General features: G+C 36.6%; 17 protein-coding genes. 11 read left to right on the top strand and 6 right to left on the bottom strand.

Annotation, left to right across the window (positions count from 1 at the left end; translation table 11 throughout):
- The first annotated feature begins 3 nt into the window (after positions 1-3).
- From ACRD69_RS08550 to ACRD69_RS08500, 11 genes are all read left to right on the top strand, one after another.
- On the top strand, positions 4-2,370 hold the full coding sequence (locus tag ACRD69_RS08550) for a polysaccharide biosynthesis tyrosine autokinase (RefSeq protein WP_430814653.1): 2,367 nt from the start codon (positions 4-6) through the stop codon (positions 2,368-2,370).
- Positions 2,363-3,610: an O-antigen ligase family protein gene (locus ACRD69_RS08545; protein ID WP_430814652.1), complete on the top strand. Its 1,248-nt coding sequence runs from the start codon at positions 2,363-2,365 to the stop codon at positions 3,608-3,610. The genes ACRD69_RS08550 and ACRD69_RS08545 overlap by 8 nt, the downstream gene beginning before the upstream one ends.
- Positions 3,588-4,955: a lipopolysaccharide biosynthesis protein gene (locus tag ACRD69_RS08540; RefSeq protein ID WP_430814651.1), complete on the top strand. Its 1,368-nt coding sequence runs from the start codon at positions 3,588-3,590 to the stop codon at positions 4,953-4,955. Before ACRD69_RS08545 ends, ACRD69_RS08540 begins: the two co-directional genes overlap by 23 nt.
- Positions 4,956-4,989: 34 nt before the next feature.
- A complete protein-coding gene (locus ACRD69_RS08535; RefSeq protein WP_430814650.1) occupies positions 4,990-6,228 on the top strand; it encodes a glycosyltransferase in 1,239 nt (412 codons plus the stop codon).
- A 7-nt stretch (positions 6,229-6,235) separates the two neighbouring features.
- Positions 6,236-7,072 (top strand): glycosyltransferase family 2 protein, encoded by an 837-nt coding sequence (locus ACRD69_RS08530; RefSeq protein ID WP_430814649.1) that lies wholly within the window; start codon positions 6,236-6,238, stop codon positions 7,070-7,072.
- A 31-nt stretch (positions 7,073-7,103) separates the two neighbouring features.
- A complete protein-coding gene (locus tag ACRD69_RS08525) occupies positions 7,104-8,270 on the top strand; it encodes a sugar-transfer associated ATP-grasp domain-containing protein (RefSeq protein WP_430814648.1) in 1,167 nt (388 codons plus the stop codon).
- A 179-nt stretch (positions 8,271-8,449) separates the two neighbouring features.
- Positions 8,450-9,577 (top strand): sugar-transfer associated ATP-grasp domain-containing protein, encoded by a 1,128-nt coding sequence (locus ACRD69_RS08520; protein WP_430814647.1) that lies wholly within the window; start codon positions 8,450-8,452, stop codon positions 9,575-9,577.
- A gap of 25 nt (positions 9,578-9,602) precedes the next feature.
- Entirely contained in the window at positions 9,603-10,769 is a 1,167-nt protein-coding gene (locus tag ACRD69_RS08515; RefSeq protein WP_430814646.1) for a sugar-transfer associated ATP-grasp domain-containing protein, read from the top strand.
- Positions 10,759-12,402 (top strand): asparagine synthetase B family protein, encoded by a 1,644-nt coding sequence (locus ACRD69_RS08510; protein ID WP_430814645.1) that lies wholly within the window; start codon positions 10,759-10,761, stop codon positions 12,400-12,402. The genes ACRD69_RS08515 and ACRD69_RS08510 overlap by 11 nt, the downstream gene beginning before the upstream one ends.
- 18 nt (positions 12,403-12,420) lie before the next feature.
- The gene (locus tag ACRD69_RS08505) at positions 12,421-13,548 is read left to right on the top strand and encodes a glycosyltransferase (protein WP_430814644.1); all 1,128 of its coding nucleotides are present in this window, start codon (positions 12,421-12,423) and stop codon (positions 13,546-13,548) included.
- On the top strand, positions 13,538-15,046 hold the full coding sequence (locus tag ACRD69_RS08500) for a glucosamine inositolphosphorylceramide transferase family protein (RefSeq protein WP_430814643.1): 1,509 nt from the start codon (positions 13,538-13,540) through the stop codon (positions 15,044-15,046). Before ACRD69_RS08505 ends, ACRD69_RS08500 begins: the two co-directional genes overlap by 11 nt.
- A 48-nt stretch (positions 15,047-15,094) precedes the next feature.
- Here ACRD69_RS08500 and ACRD69_RS08495 read toward each other — a convergent pair whose 3' ends face one another.
- The 6 genes from ACRD69_RS08495 to ACRD69_RS08470 form a co-directional block, all read right to left on the bottom strand.
- A complete protein-coding gene (locus ACRD69_RS08495) occupies positions 15,095-15,709 on the bottom strand; it encodes a DUF6266 family protein (RefSeq protein ID WP_430814642.1) in 615 nt (204 codons plus the stop codon).
- A 434-nt stretch (positions 15,710-16,143) separates the two neighbouring features.
- Complete coding sequence (locus ACRD69_RS08490; RefSeq protein ID WP_430814641.1) at positions 16,144-16,725, bottom strand: hypothetical protein; 582 nt, start codon at positions 16,723-16,725, stop codon at positions 16,144-16,146.
- Positions 16,726-17,161: 436 nt separating this feature from the next.
- Positions 17,162-18,805 (bottom strand): phage/plasmid replication domain-containing protein, encoded by a 1,644-nt coding sequence (locus tag ACRD69_RS08485; protein WP_430814640.1) that lies wholly within the window; start codon positions 18,803-18,805, stop codon positions 17,162-17,164.
- Between the two features lie 74 nt (positions 18,806-18,879).
- A complete protein-coding gene (locus ACRD69_RS08480) occupies positions 18,880-19,164 on the bottom strand; it encodes a helix-turn-helix domain-containing protein (protein ID WP_430814639.1) in 285 nt (94 codons plus the stop codon).
- Positions 19,165-19,419: 255 nt separating this feature from the next.
- On the bottom strand, positions 19,420-19,890 hold the full coding sequence (locus ACRD69_RS08475) for a hypothetical protein (protein ID WP_430814638.1): 471 nt from the start codon (positions 19,888-19,890) through the stop codon (positions 19,420-19,422).
- 2 nt (positions 19,891-19,892) lie between these two features.
- The gene (locus ACRD69_RS08470) at positions 19,893-21,119 is read right to left on the bottom strand and encodes a site-specific integrase (RefSeq protein WP_430814637.1); all 1,227 of its coding nucleotides are present in this window, start codon (positions 21,117-21,119) and stop codon (positions 19,893-19,895) included.
- Between the last annotated feature and the right edge of the window lie 413 nt (positions 21,120-21,532).

Raw genomic sequence — 21,532 nt, 5'->3', positions numbered from 1 at the left:
ACTATGAGCACAGGTACTGAAGAAATAAATGATTTAAAAGGCATTGTAAGTAAAATTACAAAATACTGGAAGCTTTATCTGATTTCTATTATCATTTCCATTGGTATTGGAGTTGTTTATAACAAGTTTTCAGAACCGATGGTAAGTATCGGATCAAAAGTAGTTGTACATGAAAATGCACGCAATACAATAGATCCTACTAGTTTCATGCCTGGTTCAGAGTTGTTTAGTGGACGAAATACGTTTCAGAACAGTTTAATATCACTTAATGCCCGACCCTTGCTTGAAAAGGTACTTGACAAGCTTAATTTTAGTGTGTTTTATTACCAAAAGCAATTGTTGTATGATGAGAACTTATATACCTCCTCGCCCTTTCAGGTAATTCTGGATCGTAACTATCTTCAGCTGACCGGTGTTGAGATGCACATCGAAATTCTCTCAAAGGAGCTTTATACTCTCACTGTGGAAGTGGATGAGGCACCTCTTCATAACTATATTTCGGGTAGAAATGAAAATGAAGTTTTTGATTGGGAATACAAACATACCTATAGGTTTGGTGATCCTGTTGAAAATGAGAACTTCAATTTTACCATTCTTTTAAAGGATGGTGTTAACCTTGAGAAGATCAAGAAAAAGAAGTTCTTTTTTGTAACGCGAAGTAAAAGACAATTAGTTAATGACTATAAGGATAACCTGTTAATAGAAGCTACACAAGTTGATGCCACGGCAATTAACATTAGTCTTGTGGCTAATAATTACCAGCAGGGAAAAGACTTTCTGGATAAATATGTTGAGACAATCATAGAACACGACCTACAGCGTAAAAACCATATTGCTTTTTCTACAATCGATTTTATTGATGAACAACTCGATGAGGTTTTTGACTCACTTAGCCTGGCCGAACAGTCCTTACAGGATTTCAAAACCCGAAGACAAGTTGTCGATGTAAATCTTAAGGCAGGGCAGATTTATGACAACCTTCGGACTATCAATAATGAAAAAGACCTGATGGAGGCTCATATTAATAACCTGGAGTTTCTGAATGAAAACTTTCAGAAGGATGATGATTTTTCAGCGCACTCAGTTACGGTCATTTCTGATCTTAACAACCAGGTGTTAAATGACCTTTTGAATGAGTATATTAATTTAATCGGTCGCGTTAATCATTTATTGGAAAACAGACAGGCTAAAAGTCCGCAGTTACGAGAGTTAAATTTTCAAATTTCCAATCTGAAGAATACTATTCTGGTCAACTTACAATATGAATTAGATGCGTCACGCCTGGCTCTTCAACAGTTAGAGCAAAAGTTGGGTACGCTTAATTCAGAACTGAATAGTTTACCAGAAACACAACGTAACTTAACCACTTTTGAGCGAAACTTCAGGCTGAATGATGAAATATATACATTTCTGATTCAGAAACGATCAGAAGCACAAATTGCTAAAGCATCCAATTTGCCTGATTTTGAAATCATAGATTATCCCGCTTATGAAGGCATGAAAGCTCCAAAAGAGTCAAGGAATATTGCTCTAATGTTATTCCTGGGGCTTCTCTTACCTACAATATATATGCTTATTCATGAAGCATATTTTGAAAAAGTGAGCGATATTGATGATTATCGACTAGGATTCGACTCGCCGGTTTTAGGACAGATTTATCTAAGCGCTAATGGTGATAAAAAGTTATTTGAGGAAAATGTTGACCAGCCGATAGCTGCCGAGGCATTTAGAAAGTTGCGTACTAATCTTGGTTTCTGGACATGGCAGCACGAGCAAAACGGGCGAATTATTTTATTTACGTCTACCATGCCAGGCGAAGGCAAAACATTTTGCTCCTATAACCTGGGGCATGCCTTGGGCGCATTGGGTAAAAAAGTGGTAATTCTGGATTTCGATTTACGCAAAGGAGATTTGAGCCATAACTTTTTTGAAAGAAAAGAACATGGGATATCCGAATACCTTTCTTCACAGTTAACCTTAGAAGATGTCATTCAAGCGCAGGAGGGAAGCAATGTTCACTATATCGGTACCGGTCCTTTGCCTCCAAATCCATCTGAATTAGTAGAATCAGAGGATTGCAGAGAGATGCTTCAGGAGTTAAGAAAAAGGTATGATTACATCATTGCAGATACGGCGCCTACATCGGTGACAGCTGAAAGCTTATCGCTGGGACGCATGGCCGATTTGGTAATGGTTGTATTAAGGGTTAATTATACCTTGAAAAAGGAATTTACAGAAGTGTTAAATGAGTTAGAAACTTCTTTAGGAAAGAAAGTTACGGTTTTGCTTAATGGTGTTAAGGCATCCAGAAATAGATATTACAACTATTCATCGTATTATTTAAAGCAAAACGCCAAAAAGAATGTTTAAAATCACTAACCTGATATATGTATACTTTTTGGTAGTTGCTTTTGCTCCTATTGTTATATTTCTTGATTATGAAACAATAGATATAGGATTTAACAGGTTATATGGTGGGTCTTTGATATTATTGTCACTCCTTTTATTAATTAAGAAGGGAGTTAACAAATCACATTTTGACACACTTCTCTTAGGTGCCTTTTTTGTTTATATATTTTATTTAGTAACAGATTTGGTACATACACAGGGAACAGTTATTCGTAAAGGGTATGTATATGATTTTTTTGTAAACACCTCCCTTCATATGTTCTTTCTGATCTATCTGGTCGATAATTATAAAATGCCGGATAGCCTGTTTAAGTACCTGATACTTATTTTTAAAGGTACTGTGATACTGGCCTTTCTGGTGTCACTGATTCAATTTTTTGATAAACCCTTCTTTTTCACTCCGGATGAGATATCAGCCCATGCAAGGAGAATGGGCTCTTATTATAGTTCATTCAGGATTAGGAGAGTATCAATATTTGGTTACCTGGGGATGCACGATATTAGTATCTCTTTTCTACCAGTATTTGGTATTTTGATGTCCTATTACAGCATGGTGAAAAAACGTGTGCCATACCTGTATCTAATAATGGCATTCTTTGTTGTATTTGTTAATAATTCGAGATATGCACAGTTGGGATTTCTTATTACCCTATTGCCTGTGTTTATGCTTGCCAAAAATAAATGGCGAACAGCTCTTATAATCGGTGTATCTGTTCCGGCAGCGCTTTTGCTTCTTGCCATCGGTTTAAATCTGATAGGTTTTGATGTGGAGGGATATGTTGAGCAACGTTTATTAGCTGACTCGGCATCGACGCGATTATTGGCATTTGAAATATTCCAGAAGTTTTTTGGAAGGAACCCATGGTTTGGAACAGGAGTGCACCTGACAAACGAAGTTATTGTTGCTTTGGCAGGGCGAAGTTCGCAAATTCATGTGGGTTATTTAGCGCACTTATACTCTTATGGTATAATAGGAAGCTTTTTTGTATTTGGATTTTGGTTATCCATCTTTTTTCGCTTTAGAAGAACGGCAATTCGAACGGCTTATTGGGGAAGTTTAGTTGGTATTCTTGTTTTTTTATGGGCCAATGTCACATTAGTAACCTATCAGATATTTACCTATGGTATAATGATGTCTTTCCTTTTTGATCGATATTATCATCAGAATAAATTACCTCATGCTAAAGAAGATTCGAAATAGCATTTTAAACCTTATTAATAAAGGTGATGCTCGTTCTGTTTTACTAAAAAAGAATGTTGCATTATCTGTTGTTGTAAAGGGCTTAGGATTAGGGATTAGTTATATACGCTTTCCATTGATCTTGTCTTATCTGGGAAATATGTGGCATGGCGTTTGGCTAACCATTGGATCTTTTACAGGATGGTTGAGTTTTTTTAATATTGGCCTGGGCAATGGCTTACGCAATAAGTTGGCTGAAAGTCTGGCAAGAGAAGATTTACTTTCGTCGAAAAAGTATGTAAGCAGTACCTATTTCATTATATCTATTATTTCAGTTTCCTTATTTCTTCTTCTTTTACCTGTAATATTGCTGGTTGACTGGAATCATGTGTTTAATATGCCGGAAGCCGATCCTGATACGCTGCGAATGTCTTTACTCGCTTTTGTCGGATTTTTCTGCTTACGATTTATCTTAACTTTAATTCGTACGGTTTTGCAAGCCGATCAGCGCCCTGCATTTAGCGATATGATGGACTTCCTTTTTAGCAGTTTCTTTCTATTGGGTGTATTGGCCTTAATAAAGTATACTTCATCCTCCTTATTGTATGTGATCAGTATATCAGGTGGCGTGCCTGTTGTTATTCTTACGCTGTTCTCATTATACTATTATCAGGGTAGATATAAAGAGTTAAAACCATCTTTTAAGTATATTGATATTAAGATGCTTAAGGGCTTAACAAGTCTGGGGGCCAAGTTCTTCATTGTACAGATAGCTGTCATTGTATTGTTTGCAACCGATAATATGATTATCACACGTTTATTTGGTCCTGAAGATGTAGTACCTTATAGTGCTGCTCGTAAATACTTTGGGATTGTTGAAATGGGCTTTTCTATTATACTTGGTCCGTTTTGGTCGGCCTTTACCGATGCTTTTGTAAGGGGAGAAATAACGTGGGTGCGAAAATCAATCAGGAAGTTGATGAAGATATTGACTGCAGTATTTTTAACCTTGTTGAGCATGTTAATTGCATCTCCATTTGTTTATCAACTATGGTTAGGCGATAAGGTGGATGTACCATTTAGCTTATCTGTTCTTATGATGGTTTATGTTATGGTGCGTTCATGGAATAACATCTTTGTTTACTTCATTAATGGAGTAGGCAAAATCAAAATGCAGCTTTATATGTCTGTCTTTACAAGTATTATTAATATTCCCTTGTCAGTGTTTCTTGCCCGTAATATGGAGATGGGTATTAATGGTGTTATCCTTGCCACTATCATTTGTTTACTGTTTGGAACTATTCTACATCCAATTCAATATTTCAAAATAGTAAACGGTAAAGCCAAAGGTATTTGGGATGCATAAAAACTAATTATTAATCTTTCTAAATCGTATGCTTATGAAGGTTTTAATAACGAATGCAACAACAGAAAAAGGTGGTGCTGCCAGAGCAACTATTAGAAATTATAATGCTCTTAAAAAAGCAGGATTAGACATACAATTAGTGGCTGACAGGACCAGGCCGGAGCAAACTGATTATATCAGTTTTAACCACAGCTGGCTTAAAGATAAGTACCACCGCTATATTAACAGGAAAGAGCGGGCGTATATTCATAAGCACGTTAAGAAAGGAAGCGGTTATTGGTCGCTTTCGGCCAACAACAGATATAATTTAAAGAAGGGATTATTATCACATAATGCAGATGTGATTCATCTAAACTGGATAAATGATAATTTCTTGTCAATTGGTGAATTAGCACAAATTAATACGCCTGTTGTATGGACCTTTCATGATATGTGGGCTTTTACCGGAGGTTGTCATTATACGGGTGAGTGCCTGGGGTATTTGAGCAATTGTTCTGATTGCCCTTCTGTTTTGGAGGGAAAAAACAAACAATTTACAAGCCACTTGCATCAAAAGAAAATGGAAGCTATCCATAATCTTGATGTCAGTGTCGTTTGCCCGAGTTCATGGATGGCTGAAAAAGCAAAGGAAAGTGCAATTTTTTCTCAAAATGTGCGAATTGAGGTCATCCCTAATTGTTTAGATACCGATGTTTATAAACCCTATCCTGTTCAGGAAAAGGAAAACAATAAAAAACGCGTACTTTTTGGTGCTGTTAATTCATTGGATGATGAGCGAAAAGGCGGAAAGTACCTGTTGGAAGGCCTGAGGTTGTTGGCTAATGATGAAAGCATTGCCAATGAAATAGAACTAATGGTTTTTGGTTCGGATAAAAATAATGAGCTTCAGAACCTACCATTCCCGGTTAAATTTATGGGGTTTATAAACAATGAGGAGCAGTTAGCCAATATATACAGCAGTGCTGATCTATTTGTTGTAACTTCAAAAGAAGATAATTTACCAAACACAATTTTAGAATCATTGGCTTGCGGAACGCCTGTGGTGGCATATAACCGGGGAGGTATCAAAGACATGGTAAAGCATAAGGTAAATGGATATCTGGCTATGCCTTTTGATTCTTCAGACTTTGTGGCGGGAATAAAGCACGTATTATTTGAGGCTGATCAGTCTGAGTTATTAAACAATTGTCGAAAGCTTATACTTGACAACTTCTCGGAATTGGCAGTTGCACAAAAGCATATAAAACTATACCAGGAAATAACAAATAAATAAGAGAGCTTTGGAAAACCTTGATTATCCTAAAATAACAATCGTTACGCCTTCTTATAACCAGGAGGAGTTTCTTGAGAGAACAATCCTATCGGTACTTAATCAGAATTATCCCAATCTGGAATATATTATCATTGATGGTGGCTCAACAGATGGAAGTGTAGATATCATTAAGAAGTATGAAGCACATTTAAGCTATTGGGTGAGTGAAGCGGATGATGGTCAGAGCCATGCCATTAATAAGGGATTCGACAAAGCAAGCGGCGTTTTGCTGAACTGGCTCAACTCTGATGATATACTTTATTCTGGTACTTTGCATTTAATAGCTCATTATTATAATATGCATAAGAGCGAACATGTATTTTACGGTGATCGCACAATACTTGATAAAGACGATAGAGTTATTGGAGTGAACGAAGGGCCGTCGTTCAAAAAATGGGAATCAAAATACTTTTTAAAGATCCCGCAGGAAACAACATTTTTCACCAGGGAAATCTATTTTAAAGTAGGAGGGCTTAACAACGATTTGCACTATACAATGGATGTTGATTTATGGACTCGTTTCCTGAGAGAATGTAGTTTTATTCATATCCCTTATTTTCTGGGAGGCTACCGCGAACATCATTTATCCAAGTCAATAGAAGTGTTTGGCCCCAATAAAAGATCAGATAAGGCTCAAAAGGAAATTGAACGTTACAGGCAATTGTATGGTACAAGAGTGGGTCGAATGCCTAAGGTGCGTAAAATGCTTTTTATTGCCAATCAACTAAGGTTGATAATGGAAAAATCATCAAAAAAACGCCGATTGGAGATTGAGAGAATTGGTGAAATAATCACTGAGAATTAAGCCAGTTTACAACCAGTTAATTTACACTCGCATGAGATGGAGACACAGGTCATGGAAAACCATTACAACTATTACCCAAAAGGTTAACAAGGTTGCCCGCTACAAATATATGAGGCTGGACAACGCCAGGTTGGCTGAAAGTTCTACTCCCAAAGGCATTAAAAGAAAGTGCAGGTTATCCATTAATGACCGTTTGGAGTATCGGAAATACTGGGGACAACTCGACCGCTTTTGTAACATGTGCCATGTCAAAAACTCAACACTGTTAACTGGATGTTTTGATAAACGCATTGTGCCGTCTGATGTGTATTTCGGTATTATTGAGCCCATACTTAATAATAGAAAATATGGACTGGGATATGAAGATAAGTGTCGCATTGACTGGTTAAATGGAACAGATAATGTGCCTGAAATCTATTTGCGAAATATTCATGGAGTTTACTATAAGAATGATGGCTCTGTAATTGAGCGTGAAGACATTGACTTTGATACCTTATTGCAAGGAATAGATAATGTTGTTGTTAAAAAGTCAATAGAAGAGCATGGTGGCAAAGGTGTTGAAATCTTTGAAAGGGAAGGTGGTGTATTGCTTAACCGAAATAATGAAAAATTATCCTTAGATTACATGGAGTCTAAGCATGTAATGGATTTTCTGATGCAGGAACGTCTTGAACAACATGACTATTACAAGGCTTTTAATCCCTCTTCTTTAAATACTTTTCGTGTTGTAACTTATCGTTCTGTCAGAGATAATAAAATTCATATACTTTACAGTTATTTGCGGGTTGGAGCTCCAAATATGCAAATTGATAATGTATCATGCGGAGGTGTTTTTATTTGTTTAAATCAGGAGGGCATCTTTGCCGGACATGGAATGACCGAGGACAGTGAATTCAGGACTCAGGCAGGGACGCAGCCTGCATTTGCAGAACTGGGCAAAGCCTATAAAATTGAGGAGATTTGGGATTTTGCCAAACAGGTGGCTTCCCATCACTTTAATTGTCGCCTGCTGGGACTGGACCTGACCGTTGATGTCGATGGAAAAGTGAAGTTAATTGAGGTAAATACCTCAGATATTGGTATGGAAGGACAACAGTATATGCTGGGACCTTTGTTTCACAAGTATACCGATGAGGTCATCGAGTATTGTAAAAAGCGACTCGTTAACTGCTCTAAGTACCATATTTATTACTCATAAGATGTAAACCGATGACCGGATAGGTTTTAAAATATAGGATCAGGTTAATTGGGGGCGCAATTTACTGTTGTTAAGCTGTAAAGGGTGTGTGACGAACTGTGCTGTATGGCAGATTAATAAAGATATCTATTGATTTGGATGAGAATTGTTATCAGGCTTCTCAATTAAATGTCAGGATTATGAATATTCTTTTTTCACTCATAATTATTGGTTCCCGGTCCGTTCGTTTTCTGGACAAGCACCTTTCGCTTATTTATGTCTATTTTGAATGTCGTCGTAAAGCCCTTCGTTTTAATAAAAAACTGCACGACAGGTTTAAGCTAAGCAGAGCTGATGTCAGAAACTACAAAAAGAGATGGCGAATTTTTAATAACCGGGTCGCCTCTGTTTACTTATCAAATATCGCCAGTATATTCAGGAAGGTCGATTTCAATGTTGTACCGGCAAATGTTTACTATTCATATATTGAACCGGCATTAAACAATATTCCATACGTTACCGGTTTGGAAGATAAATCACTGTTAGATTGGATATACCATGAGCATACACCCGGGGTATTACTTAGGAATATACATGGGATTTTTTATGTGGATGGCAATGGTGTTAAAAATGAGCAGGTTGATCTATCAGTCATACTGGAACAACACCCCAAAGTATTAGTTAAACAGTCGGTAGAATCACACGGAGGCAGGAATATTCAGATCTTTGAGCGTACGAATCAACACTACTGCAATATTAACGGGGATAACTTGACATTGAATTATTTATTAAGCAATTTTAAGTCAAACTTTGTTATTCAGACATACGTCCGTCAACACCCATTCTTTCTGCAGTTTAATCCTTCATCATTAAATACCTTGAGGGTGATGACTTATCGTTCAGTTACAGACAATCAGATAAAAGTATTGAATGTAACACTGAGAGTTGGTGCGCCGGGCAGTATTGTTGATAACCGGAAATATGGTGGCCATGCGGTTGGTGTTACACCTGAAGGTTATCTGCGGTCGTTTGGTGTCAATAACAAAGGGGGTATCGTGCATGAATTTAATGGCATTAAGCTCAAGGGAATTGAACGCGTTGCGGGTATTGATGAAATAAAGAAAGTAGCTGTAGAGTCGGCCAAAATACATTACCATGCCAGGGTTTTGGGCTTTGACATGTCATATACCGATCAAAATGAAGTGAAAATAATTGAAGTAAACACCTGGGACTTAGGAATTGATAACATTCAACAGGCCAACGGGGCTTTATTTCATCAATACACTGATGAAGTAATTGCTTTTTGTAAGAAACGAGTAAAAACTTAACCAGAAAAATTGAAAGGGAAGGCTTATGAGTTTTAAATATCAAATGTTAAGGTTTTTGTCTACATATGCGCGCAAAGCCTATCGTGTGCTTAATTATGAGCATTTTGTTGAGCAGAATATTCAACTGGCCAAAAAGTTTAAACCTAAAAATGGCCAGGTATTGTATAAACTGACATCTGAAGATTTAAAGAATTATAAAAAAAAGTGGGGGGTGTTTGGCGCCGGGGTGAAAGATATTCACGTTAGAAATGCATCAGGTTTCTTAGGTTATTTTGATGAGAATATTGTACCGTCAGATGTGTACTTCGCTATTATAGAACCACTATTAAACAATCGGAAGTTCGCCCTTGCTTATGAGGATAAAGCCCGAATTGACTGGATTAACAAACCAGAACATATACCGGCTATTTATGTCAGAAATATTAATGGCGTCTATTACTCAAATGATAAAAAAGTGCTTCAAAAACAATCAATTGATTTTGATGGCTTATTAACAGGTGTTGATAGTGTTGTGATAAAAAAAACAATTGAAATACATGGCGGTAAAGGGGTTGAAATGTTTGACAGAAACAAGGAGGGACAACTGGTCAATGATAAAAATGAAATTTTATCGCTCGATTTATTGGAGCAAAAGTTTAAAAAAGACTTTCTGGTTCAAAAAACCGTTGAGCAACACCCTTTTTATAAGGCATTTAATCCATCATCATTAAATACCTTTCGGGTTTATACCTATCGATCGGTTACAGATAATCAAATACATATTCTATATAGCTTCTTGCGCATCGGAGCCGAGAAAAGCCGTGTTGATAATATTGCCAATGGTGGCGTTTTCGTATGTTTAAAGGAAGGGCGATTCATTGAAAAAGGAATGAAAATAGGCGGTGTGGTTGTTAAGCAAATGAATGGATTAAAGCCATTTAAAGAAATGGGAACCCCGCCGTTTATTGATGAGGTTTATAAATTGGCAAAGGAGTTAGCTGCCTCTCATTACTACTGTCGTATATTAGGCTTTGATTTAGCTATTGACGCACAAGGAAAGGTAATGCATATAGAAACCAATACCTCTGATATAGGAATGGAAGGGTTGCAATGTACTTTAGGTCCTCTTTTTCATGAGTTTACCGACGAGATAATTGAATATTGCAAAACTGAAATGAAACCAAAGTCTAAATACAGTATTTATGGAAGTTAAGCGAAGGGAACTGTTTCAATTGTCGAATTTCTTTTTCAAGGGATTTCTATTTGGAATCAAAGATTCCGACATTGAAAGCCATGTTCTTAATGAGTTTAACAAAAAAGGTAAAGAAGCTCTTAAGCAATTAAATGGCAGTTTCTGTGGTTGGCTTGCCGATGAACAAAAGCAATTGCTTTATGTATTCAATGACAGGCTTGGTATGGCTGACTTATTTCTGATGCAGGAGGGTGACAACTGGCTGATAACCGATGATTACTGGCTGGCGGTTAAAGAGCTCTCTGAGGTATCGGTCAATGAAACGGCCATTGAGCAATTGCTGCAATTTGGATATATGCACTGGGAGAATACCTATTTAAATGAGATAAAGCTTTGTACCCCGGCCACAATCATTACCATTGACCTGTCGGGTAATGCAATTACGTCAATAGAGCAATATTGGCATCATAAACCCCAAGCTGTTATCACTAACTATTCAGCAGCCCGGGAGCAAACAACAGAGCTGATCCGGAATGCCGTTAAAGAATGCTTTGTGGAACCTGATGCGACATACGCGGTTGCCAATTCGGGCGGGCTCGATTCACGCTGGAACCTGTTTTTCGCAAGTCAGCAAAAGCAAAACTTTTTATCGTATACCTATACAGGTTCAGATAACTCGGACGCGACTCATATATCCAGGAAGATCAACGAAACATTAGGATTATCAAACACTGATTATATCCAAATCAGTACCAATGATTTTATAGCTAATTATGCCGGCATACATATGAGTAAAACACCCATGTTACCCATGTACAGTACTTGGTACTATGATGCTCATAAGCGCCTGTCGGATCTTGATATTAATATCAATGGTTTTATATCGACATTCTTAGATGCCTTTACCTATATGGATGGGGCTGAGAATTATGCCGAATTTGAAAACAAAGCTATTACCGATAAGCATGAGTACTGCTATTCTTTGTATAAACCAGCAGTTACAGAGCTGGTCAATAAAGTTTATAAGAAGCAGAATAGCGGGCGGGCGAAAGAGGCATTTATGGCTTCTCTGGAAACTCTGGATATGAATGACGTGGGGGATATCTGTGATACTTTTGATTTCTATTGTCGCCAAAGACGCCTCAATAAGAATGAACCCTGGACCGATTATTATGGACAACTTAAAAGCCGAAGCCCTCTATGTCACAACGCGATTGTTGACTTCTCTCTGGCTTTGCCTTTTCAGATGAGGGATGACCGTATCCTCTATAAGGATGCAGCGGCAGAAGTGATGACCAGCCTTCAAAAAGTCCGCTTTGAAAGAAGTCCATGGGGGCTGAAAGGGAAAGAAAAGGGAACAGCTGCTTTGGTCAAAGATGTTTTGTGGCGGGCTGATATGAAACTGTATAAAAAAACAGGACATTCCTTCTGGTTTAAGGGAAGCCACAAAAATGTTGCAGAATGGATGTGTCAAAGCCCTAATATTGATTTTATAAGAAATGTAATTAACTCAGAAAACCCATTAATAGAAGAACGCTTTGATCAAGACTATTTAAATAAACATCTTGAAGCCCTTATCAAAAAGGACTTTGTTTTTATGAGTTCATTATTAACGATATTCATGTTCTTCAATAAATTGACAGACATCAAATAACTTTTACAGAGCCTTAATATGAAGATATTATACATAGCAAACTCATTTGTGCCAAGTAAAACAGCCAATAGTATTCATGTGATGAAAATGTGTCAGGCATTTGGTCTGCTGGGACATGATATTACTTTATTAACCTTTGATTCACCTAACAATGAGGAGGCAGGTATAAACGATGTGTATTCGTATTATGGTGTTAAAAATGTTTTTTCCATAAAGAAAATACCATTGAGAAATGTAAAGGGAAAAATGCACCTATTTGCCCTGGAAGCGGTAAGGTTTGCCAAACGTTTTCATGCCGACCTGGTTTATACACGGTGCGAATTACCGGCTGTTTACCTGTCATATACCAAAATACCGTTTGTAATTGAGGCGCATAAACCATTTGCCGATGCCGATGGTATTAAAGGACATTTCTTAAAACGGATATTCCAGGCTAATAACCTTAAACGTTTTGTGGCCATTTCAAAGGTCTTGGAGCAAATGTTCAGCCTTCATTTTAAGAAAAGCATTGATAGCCTGGTATTGCACGATGCTGCTGATATTCCGGTTGGGCAAGTTAATAAGGGGCTCAATTGGAAAGGCAGAGATGGCGTGTTACATGTGGGATATTTCGGTCATCTGTACCAGGGAAGGGGAGTCGAGGTCATCATTGATATGGCAAAGAGCAATCGTGATGTGGATTTTCACATTGTTGGCGGACGTCAGCAAGATGTTGATCATTGGCGTAAACAATTAACAAATTTGCCAAACCTGCACTTCTATGGCTTTGTAGAACCATCTGAAGTTGCTTTATACAGGTCTTTATGTGATGTGTTATTAGCTCCCTACCAAAGAGAGGTGTGGGTTGAAAACAAAGGGCATGAGTCATCGAAATATATGTCACCACTTAAAATATTTGAGTACATGTCTTCAAAAAAATGCATCATATGCTCTGATATGCCTGTCTTACGCGAAGTACTCAATGAGCACAATGCCATTTTAGTGTCTCCCGACAATACCGAAGAATGGAATGATGCCTTAAACAGTTGCGCTGATGAGGCACTAAGAACGCGTTTGGCAAACAAGGCTTTTGAAGATCTGAAAGAGAATTATACCTGGAAAAAACGGGCTGAATTATCAATCAAAGGGCTTATTGATGGACAGTAAAACATTGAACTACATAGATAAGAAAGAGCTTATCAAGCCATTGCTTATTCATATTCCGGTAACTGTACTTCCGGCTTGGCTGGTTGAAGTGATCGCTAAACTGGCCGATGATTATCCTGATGTAACAATTTATCTCTTCTATAAACCTTTAAATATCACGGGAAAGAAGAGTAGTAAATTGTTATGGCCGGTTACTATTATTGAGAAGTTGGTTTTCCGGCAAAAGTTCAGGTCTTTTAAGCCAATTGATATTCATGCGTCTTTACGACTTAAGAAGAACATTGTTTTCAAAGCAAGTCCAGACAGGGAAATAGAAAAGAATGCTGTAAATTTTTATTTCGGTAACTGCGAATACTCTGCGCAGGAAGACTGCTACATTTTACCGCATGAGTTGATATACCATGGTAATAATGGCGTTATTCATTTCCTGAAGCGTTTTCTACTGTGCAAAAGGCCATACCAGGTCATTTCAAAAGGTCGTGTGGTCTGGAAGCACCGGTTTCAAACTCTGGAGTACAGCATCGATAAAAACAGTGGTTTTTTCAAAGCTGCTGTTAAGCAGTCTTTTGAGAGTATATGGTGTTCAACAAAGAAGCTTGAAAGTATAGAGCATGTCAGTTATAATAGTCCGGGCTTATTAAAAACCAGTTTATCCTGGAGCAAAACAGCTTTAACAAGAGTTATAAAACGCATTAAGAAAGTGCTGTTTTACAAGCGTTGGTTTGTGGTAATCACCAACGAACAAAATGAATTTACCAAACTGGTGCCCAAAGGAAAAGATGGCTGGGCCGATCCTTTTATCACTGATAAACATCTATTTGTAGAACAGATCAATGCCGGTTCTGGCAAAGGCCATTTAGTGGCAGCCAAACTTAATGGTGGTAGTACCATAAGTGAGTATTCTACCATTGTAAAGGAGGATTTTCACTTGTCTTACCCAAACATCTTTCAACTGGATGATAGCTGGTATATGATTCCTGAATCGGCAGCCGATAATAGCCTGAGGTTATATGAGGCGACTCACTTTCCTGATACCTGGAAGTTTTTGAAAATATTACAGGCAAATGCCCGTTTACTGGATTTTACACCTTTGTACTACAACGATATGTGGTGGCTGTTTACCATTTCCAAAAGAATGGATGACGGTGGTTCGTATGATCAGTTGTTTCTTTTCTATTCAAATGATTTTATCAACGATGAGTGGCAGGCACATCCCCAAAATCCAATTGTAACGGATAGTTCAGTGGCGCGCCCCGCCGGTAAGTTATATTTTGAAAACGGAGCGCTTTATCGTCCGTCGCAAAATTGTTTTGAAAAGTATGGAGGCTGCATCAAAATTAACAAAGTGGTCAAGCTTAGTCAGACCGAGTATCAGGAAGAACTGGTTGAAGAAATAAGCCCCGAATCATTAGGTGTAAAGGCACATGCAGTGCACACGCTTAATAAAGACAGCGAGCACACGGTTTACGATGGCCAAACCTGGGAACTTAAATTCTAATATACTGAGGTGTGAAATAATTTGCCCCCAGGTTAATAACCCGAATTATCAGATCACTCCCAGGTATAAGCTGTCACTTATATCTGTTTCATCCTGACGGCGAAAGGCCACCCAAACATGCATGGGCATGTCTTGTAAAGCCACATCCCAAAAATAGTCTTCTCTTTGTCTCGATATGCCGGTAAAACGATATTCTAATCTGTTACTTTCAGGATTATAAGCCATAACTACAAGCGTATCGTTGTGTTTTCCTTCTCCCTTGCTCCAGTTAAAGTGTAATCCCCCATCCCTCTTTTGTACTATGCATTCAGAAGGTTTCTCTACTGATCCTGCACTTAAATATACCTTTGTCCAGTCAATCTCCTGGTTTGGAAATTCCCCTATAATGGCATGGCGCATATTATAGGATTTGGCCACATGATATGGCGCGCTGTTTTCTGCAAGGCTTGCAAACGTTAATTTTATCAGATCTTTTAGTGGTTTTAATAATTCCTGTGCAAGGCTCATACGCTGTCGCTGCCTTTCCTGATTTAGCGTAGGTTTTTTATGCTTGTTGATCTGTGGTAATGAACGAACAATGTTTTTTCCATTCATCGTATAAAAAACAGCATTACCTACTCTACCTTTTACTTTACCGTTGATACCATCCTTTACTTCTGCCATTTTGTTCCTTTTTTAGGGTTTAACATCTAAGCTTGATTTCAATTAAAACACATTCTCACTATTACTTCATTATTAAGTTAGATATAAATCATATTATTGTCAATATTTATACAATTATGATTGAACGAACATTGAACGAACATTGAACGAACATTGAACGAATATTGAACGAACATTGAACAAACATTGAACGAATATTGAACAAACGATGAAGAAATTCGATGTCCCTTGGGGACTGTATAAAAATCTACAAGAAACTAAATATCAGATACTTGAAAATATTAGGTGTCAATTTGGGTGTCAAATAAGTATTTGTTTTTAACGGTTGGACGCATGGCGCTGTAGCAGATTTGCGTTGAGATTGTCCGTCCGAGAGGACGAGACTATCGAGGCGGGAACCTGCACGACCAAAGCCCTGCCACCTCTGCTATGCGCTATAGCGGCGTGTTAGCGGTTGTTTTTATCTTTTTAATGTTGACTTTATATTTCAAATCCGCATCAAATGTTATTTCATATTCTACCTGCATATGCTTCTCAGTATCAGTGAAACTTTGATAGTGAATGAATTTTTCTATCCTTGCATTTTGTGGTTTCGAATAGAAAGCCCAGTATTCCAATAGCTTTTTTTCGTCATTAGTCAGCTTACTTTTATTCTTAATGAGTTTCTTTAGCATTTTATAGTTACTTATCTGAGGTAGATCATTATCAATTTCCCAGCAATAACTTTTTTTAATACAAACTATCGTACTGTCTGTTTTGTAGTCATTTGTAATTCTTATAGAATCAATTATACCATAAAATTGCTTCAAAGAATCTTGAATTTCAGGAGCTACAAAAGGGTGACATCGAAAAGCAATCAATTGTTTATTCATAGTCAGAAACTGCCTAACCCTTTGGTCATTACTTTTGTTTTTCAAATTATAACGGTCTATTTCCTGCGTTGAATTTGAGTCTTGTCCAAATGATGGATTAAACGACAAAAAGATGAAGAAGAACAAGATTAGTTTTAGTTTCATGTATAATTCGTTGTAATTTTTAAATAACCGCTAACTAGTCGATATACGTAATATGCTTTATATCGTACCATATTGGTATTATATAAAGCATATCAAATCTATATTAATTATGTATTTATTCCAAAAAAGTTACAATTGACTAATTCTTACTTTATTTAATTCAACAATTGAAGTTATTCAATTAGGGTATCCTACCAACAAAAACACCCTTGCTAAATAAATAACAAGGGTGTCGGTTTAAAAATCATTCATTATCATCGAATATTCTTCGCAACAGGAACAGTATAAATAATAATCTACACAGTTTCTAAGCTCTTTAAATACATTCTGCATCTTAATAGGCAACTCTTCATAATCAAGTTTTCTCCTGTTTGAATTACACTTATTACATGATAACATGTGTTCGTCTAATAACATTTTTAAATTATCCATTATTCTAGTTTTTACTTATTAATATTTGATTTAATACTTTCTTATTGTCAATGTGGTAAATGTCAAATTCCTCACTTTTACTAATATCTATACTATCTACGGCCAAATGATTTTTACTTAATCCAATTGCTTCAAGAGCCTTTATGTAGTAGTATTTTGTGCGTCTTGATATGATTTTATTATCTACCAACTCATCGAAAGAATATGATTGCAGGTGCAAAAGAATTGAGTTGATATAAGTTTGATTAATCCGCTTTTTGCGAAGCTTAGAGTCTGCCGGAATATCTTTGTTAAACTTCTCTACATCCCTGTTGTAATTGATTACCCTTTTTGTAACGTCGGTGAATTTCTCTAATGATTCAATGCGAAACTGGTCTTTAAAATCCACAAATACCTTAAACATCTCATCAAGTAACTCTTTTGAGAATAGTGCCGTTTTAGGAATCATTAATTTTCCCTTTTCATCTTTACCACAATATTCTAAAAATGCGTTTTCATCTTTTTCCTGTGGTGTTATCTGCAATCGGAATGAATTTCTTTTATTCAAAATGCTTTCATACAACTTACTGTTTGATTTAACCAGCTTAGGCAAATCACGCAATTGATTTTCAAAAGCTTCAAGTTCGAATTGGTCGTATTTGATAGCAGTTATTTTTGTTGTTTTCTCCCTTGCCGTGTCAATTTTCCTTTGTAGTGCTTTAACTGTTTTAAAATCTCTTTCCAGTTGTTTAAATATTGGGCATGACGGTGCAAATAGAAACTTCTTATACAATGCACTCATATAAGCATTCTTGTAGCTTATCTCATACCTTAATATGCGGTCAGAATAGTCTTGCAATCCTTCACTAAGCATATGGCCAAAATCCTTATCGTATTTACTTTGTATTGGAAACTGTTCTTTACCAAGTTTTTTGTTGACTTGTAAGTGATGCTTGCGCTCTCCATCTTTACTAGAATATTCAGAGCCCTTATGATATATTTTAGCTGCGTATCTATCGGTTTGTAAAAAGATAGATGTTCCCCAATCGGTCTTGTTTTTAGAAGTTGCTTTGAGGTACTTCTTTTTAATCTTCTTTTGATATTCCAAATACTTTAAAGCATCCTCTTTAGTATTAAATATTTGATTGTAACATATATCTAATCTAACTATCTCAACATCTAATTCAGATATTATTTCGCCCTTGAACCACTTCTTTATAAAATCACGAATAAACTGAATAAGACGCTCATAGGTAATGTTCATATTGAATTCAAACGAGTCTAGTTCCCCATCTTTGTAATTTTGCCCCTCTTCTTTATGCGGTACAAACTGCTTTAGATTTGTACCATACAGGTACTTAGGAATTGAGAAGTTAAACTCCACAAAATCCTTATCCAAGCTGATGCGATAACCTAAATAGTAGTGTGATGATGTAAGGGTTTTATTTCTATAAAGTGTATAGGTTTTATCTGTATCCGAATAATATATTTGTCTAATCTGTAAGTGCGGAGCATTTGAAATCTCACCAGTATCACAATCTACCACCTCTTTGTTATGCGGATTATCAATTGTTGAATAATATTCACCCTCTCCCTCTTTAATTAAAGCATCTATTGCTTCGGGGTACTGGTTAATGTTGTGTATTCTTAAAACTATTGTATCTATCATCTTATATTCTCTTTATATAACTTTGTGCAATAATTGCGCAGGTTCTGCTATGTTATAAGCACGCAGAAACGTTTTTAATTGGCACTAATTTTTAAATGGTTTAATAAATCAGATTTGCTAAAAAGAATTTTACGCCCTACCTGATGGTATGGTATTAAGCGATTCTTTTGGTAGTTGTAAAGCGAAGTAAGGGAACAGCCAAGAAATTTACTGGCTTCTTTTCTTGATAGTAGCTCTTTATCTTCCACTACCGGCTGAACGTCTAAACTAACATTGTTTAGCTCTTCATTAATGACTTCTCTTAAAAGCTGTTTAAGCTCATTTTTAAAATCTTCTGTTAATTCAAATTGTAACTTCATGATGCATTGATTTTTTATTTTTTGATTCGATGCAAAATTGAAGCTCATTGGAGGTGTGGGGAGGGGCAGCTTGGGTATACCCAACTATACAAAAAAACCTCAATAAGGCGAAGCACTTATTGAGGCGATTAGTTTATAAGATGAAATAAATCAAGAAGAAATATGAAAGAAGAAATTCTTCAAAAGATGAATTTTATGCAATATCGTATTGTTGTTTTTAGGGGAAGGGTGAAACGTAATAATGTTACACCTCATTTATTCATCAAAGGATTTAAGGTCATTTTCTAGAATGTCAATATCTTTTTGTATCAATTTCATACCATCCACAAGCTCTGCTGATTTAAACTGCGCTTTTATTACTTCTAAATCTTTTATTAGAGACTTCGTTGCTTTCCCTGTTTTGTCTTCTCCTCTTTTATAAGGTTGACCTAACCTTTTGCGTATCTCATCAAAATCACGTCCGGTTAGAAACTGAATAAACCTTGCATCTGCACTATTGCTAGCTGTTCGTTTAAAATTCTCAGCTTCTCTAAGATAATAAAACGCCAATGCCACTTGTTTATTAGTTCCCTGATTGGTGTTCTTTGGTTTGGTTTTGTCAGTATTCGCAAGTTTTTCAAGTTCCGCTGTTAGTGCTTCAACTCTCTCGTCTTGCAGTTGTTCTTTTTCCTTTTGTTTACTTCTCCTAATCCACTCGTCCAGTGAAGGTACATTACCTATTCCCATAATTATTCAAATACTTTATCCATTTCGTTTTTCTTATGCTCATCCACAACCTTAAAATAACGCTTGAATGCACTGTAGCTTTTATGTGTGGTAATATCCATGATTACCTGTGTTGACATACCTTTTACCAACATGTTTGTGATAAATGTTTTTCTGGCAATGTGCGAAGTTATTTTTTTATACTTTGGCACATATTCTTCAATTCTCTTGGAACCTTTATGACTGACTACGTGTACTGCATCGTTTAGTTCTGCTATTTCTCCCATTTCTTTAAGATACTCATTCATCTTTGAATTGGTGAGCGTTGGAAACACATTACCCTTCTTAGCTGCATATCGTTCATAAATTGCCATTGAGTACTTATTGAATGGTATAGAACACGGATCATTCGTTTTTACTGTAATAAAGTTCATGTAATCACCTTCAATGTTCTCATGCTTCAAATTCATAATGTCAGAAAAGCGCATACCGGTAAAACAACCGAAACAGAATATATCACGGGTTAGCTTTAGAGTTGCATCATTATTTAATTCATGATTATAGAGGTGTAACAGTTCATCCCACGTCAAAAAGATTATCGGACTCTCACTTGATTTATACTTGAACTTTCGGTACTCTGTATTCTTATTGTATCCCTTTTCTGTAGCCCATGTGAGAAAAGTCTTGATATACTTGGTATCTCTTGCTATTGTGCTATTGGTTAGCTTTTTTACGTTTATCAGATAGCTGATGTATTTTTCATAGAAATGCTTATCAATAAGATTGTATGACATTGAATACTTTGTGCTTTCATAAAAGCCCTTTAAGCGGCTCTTGTTGGATTGGTAGGATTTGACTGTACTTTCTGCTTTGTAGTTCTTTGAAAGTTCTATAAACTCATCGTAGTGCTTTAGAATGCCATCTGTAGGAATTCTGTGTTGGTGTTGTTCAATAAGCTCTTTTATTTTATTGGTGCTTATGATTTCACCTGACATTTTCATCTTGTTGTATTCGTCTTCTACAAAGTTGGCAAGTGTATCAAGAAAGCTATTTAAAGTGCTTGCAGTAGCGTAGGATGATTTAGCACGTTGCTTAGTTGCATCCCAATTACTTTGTTTTATTCGTTTTCCTGTATAGTATCTTAACCGTTGCCCTTTATGAACGATGATAAGGATTATTTGAAACGGTTTTGTAGTGTCGCTATGCTTCTTTAGGTTGTACTTGACGAATGTTTTTGTATTGTATTTCATGCGCTAAATATTTTAAAGGTGTCAAATGTGGTGTCAATAATTACTTAATTCATTTGTGACTATTTGAATCTTATTACATGTCAAATATAACAAAACCCTTTAATATACTAGCTTTTGTGAATGATGTTGTTTTATGTTGTTTGTCTTTAAAAGTCAAATATTAGTCCCTTGGGGACAAATGCAGGTTTTCGAAACCACGGTTTCTTCCTTTTGACCACGGATTACACGGATTAAATCCCCTGGATTTGATTACCAAGCTGTCAATAGCAGGCTGTAGGCCTGCCACATCATAGCCCGGGGCAAAGCGCACGAGTGTTCGAAAAGATTCAAACATTCACATATATAGTGTTTTGCAAGCTGTAAATCAGCTCTCCTCCTGGCAAGGAGGAGTACCTCGACGAAGGAGAGGGGAG

It is taken from the genome of Carboxylicivirga agarovorans, assembly GCF_050589845.1.
GTDB classification, from domain to species: domain Bacteria; phylum Bacteroidota; class Bacteroidia; order Bacteroidales; family Marinilabiliaceae; genus Carboxylicivirga; species Carboxylicivirga agarovorans.
This window is presented reverse-complemented; position numbering and strand designations above follow the sequence as displayed.

What these genes read in the sequence shown, in the direction of transcription:
- ACRD69_RS08550 (WP_430814653.1), top strand. Translation starts at nt 4, where the DNA reads ATGAGCACAGGTACTGAAGAAATAAATGATTTAAAAGGCATTGTAAGT.
- ACRD69_RS08545 (WP_430814652.1), top strand. Translation starts at nt 2,363, where the DNA reads ATGTTTAAAATCACTAACCTGATATATGTATACTTTTTGGTAGTTGCT.
- ACRD69_RS08540 (WP_430814651.1), top strand. Translation starts at nt 3,588, where the DNA reads ATGCTAAAGAAGATTCGAAATAGCATTTTAAACCTTATTAATAAAGGT.
- ACRD69_RS08535 (WP_430814650.1), top strand. Translation starts at nt 4,990, where the DNA reads ATGAAGGTTTTAATAACGAATGCAACAACAGAAAAAGGTGGTGCTGCC.
- ACRD69_RS08525 (WP_430814648.1), top strand. Translation starts at nt 7,104, where the DNA reads ATGAGATGGAGACACAGGTCATGGAAAACCATTACAACTATTACCCAA.
- ACRD69_RS08520 (WP_430814647.1), top strand. Translation starts at nt 8,450, where the DNA reads ATGAATATTCTTTTTTCACTCATAATTATTGGTTCCCGGTCCGTTCGT.
- ACRD69_RS08515 (WP_430814646.1), top strand. Translation starts at nt 9,603, where the DNA reads ATGAGTTTTAAATATCAAATGTTAAGGTTTTTGTCTACATATGCGCGC.
- ACRD69_RS08510 (WP_430814645.1), top strand. Translation starts at nt 10,759, where the DNA reads ATGGAAGTTAAGCGAAGGGAACTGTTTCAATTGTCGAATTTCTTTTTC.
- ACRD69_RS08505 (WP_430814644.1), top strand. Translation starts at nt 12,421, where the DNA reads ATGAAGATATTATACATAGCAAACTCATTTGTGCCAAGTAAAACAGCC.
- ACRD69_RS08500 (WP_430814643.1), top strand. Translation starts at nt 13,538, where the DNA reads ATGGACAGTAAAACATTGAACTACATAGATAAGAAAGAGCTTATCAAG.
- ACRD69_RS08495 (WP_430814642.1), bottom strand. Translation starts at nt 15,709, where the DNA reads ATGGCAGAAGTAAAGGATGGTATCAACGGTAAAGTAAAAGGTAGAGTA.
- ACRD69_RS08490 (WP_430814641.1), bottom strand. Translation starts at nt 16,725, where the DNA reads ATGAAACTAAAACTAATCTTGTTCTTCTTCATCTTTTTGTCGTTTAAT.
- ACRD69_RS08485 (WP_430814640.1), bottom strand. Translation starts at nt 18,805, where the DNA reads ATGATAGATACAATAGTTTTAAGAATACACAACATTAACCAGTACCCC.
- ACRD69_RS08480 (WP_430814639.1), bottom strand. Translation starts at nt 19,164, where the DNA reads ATGAAGTTACAATTTGAATTAACAGAAGATTTTAAAAATGAGCTTAAA.
- ACRD69_RS08475 (WP_430814638.1), bottom strand. Translation starts at nt 19,890, where the DNA reads ATGGGAATAGGTAATGTACCTTCACTGGACGAGTGGATTAGGAGAAGT.
- ACRD69_RS08470 (WP_430814637.1), bottom strand. Translation starts at nt 21,119, where the DNA reads ATGAAATACAATACAAAAACATTCGTCAAGTACAACCTAAAGAAGCAT.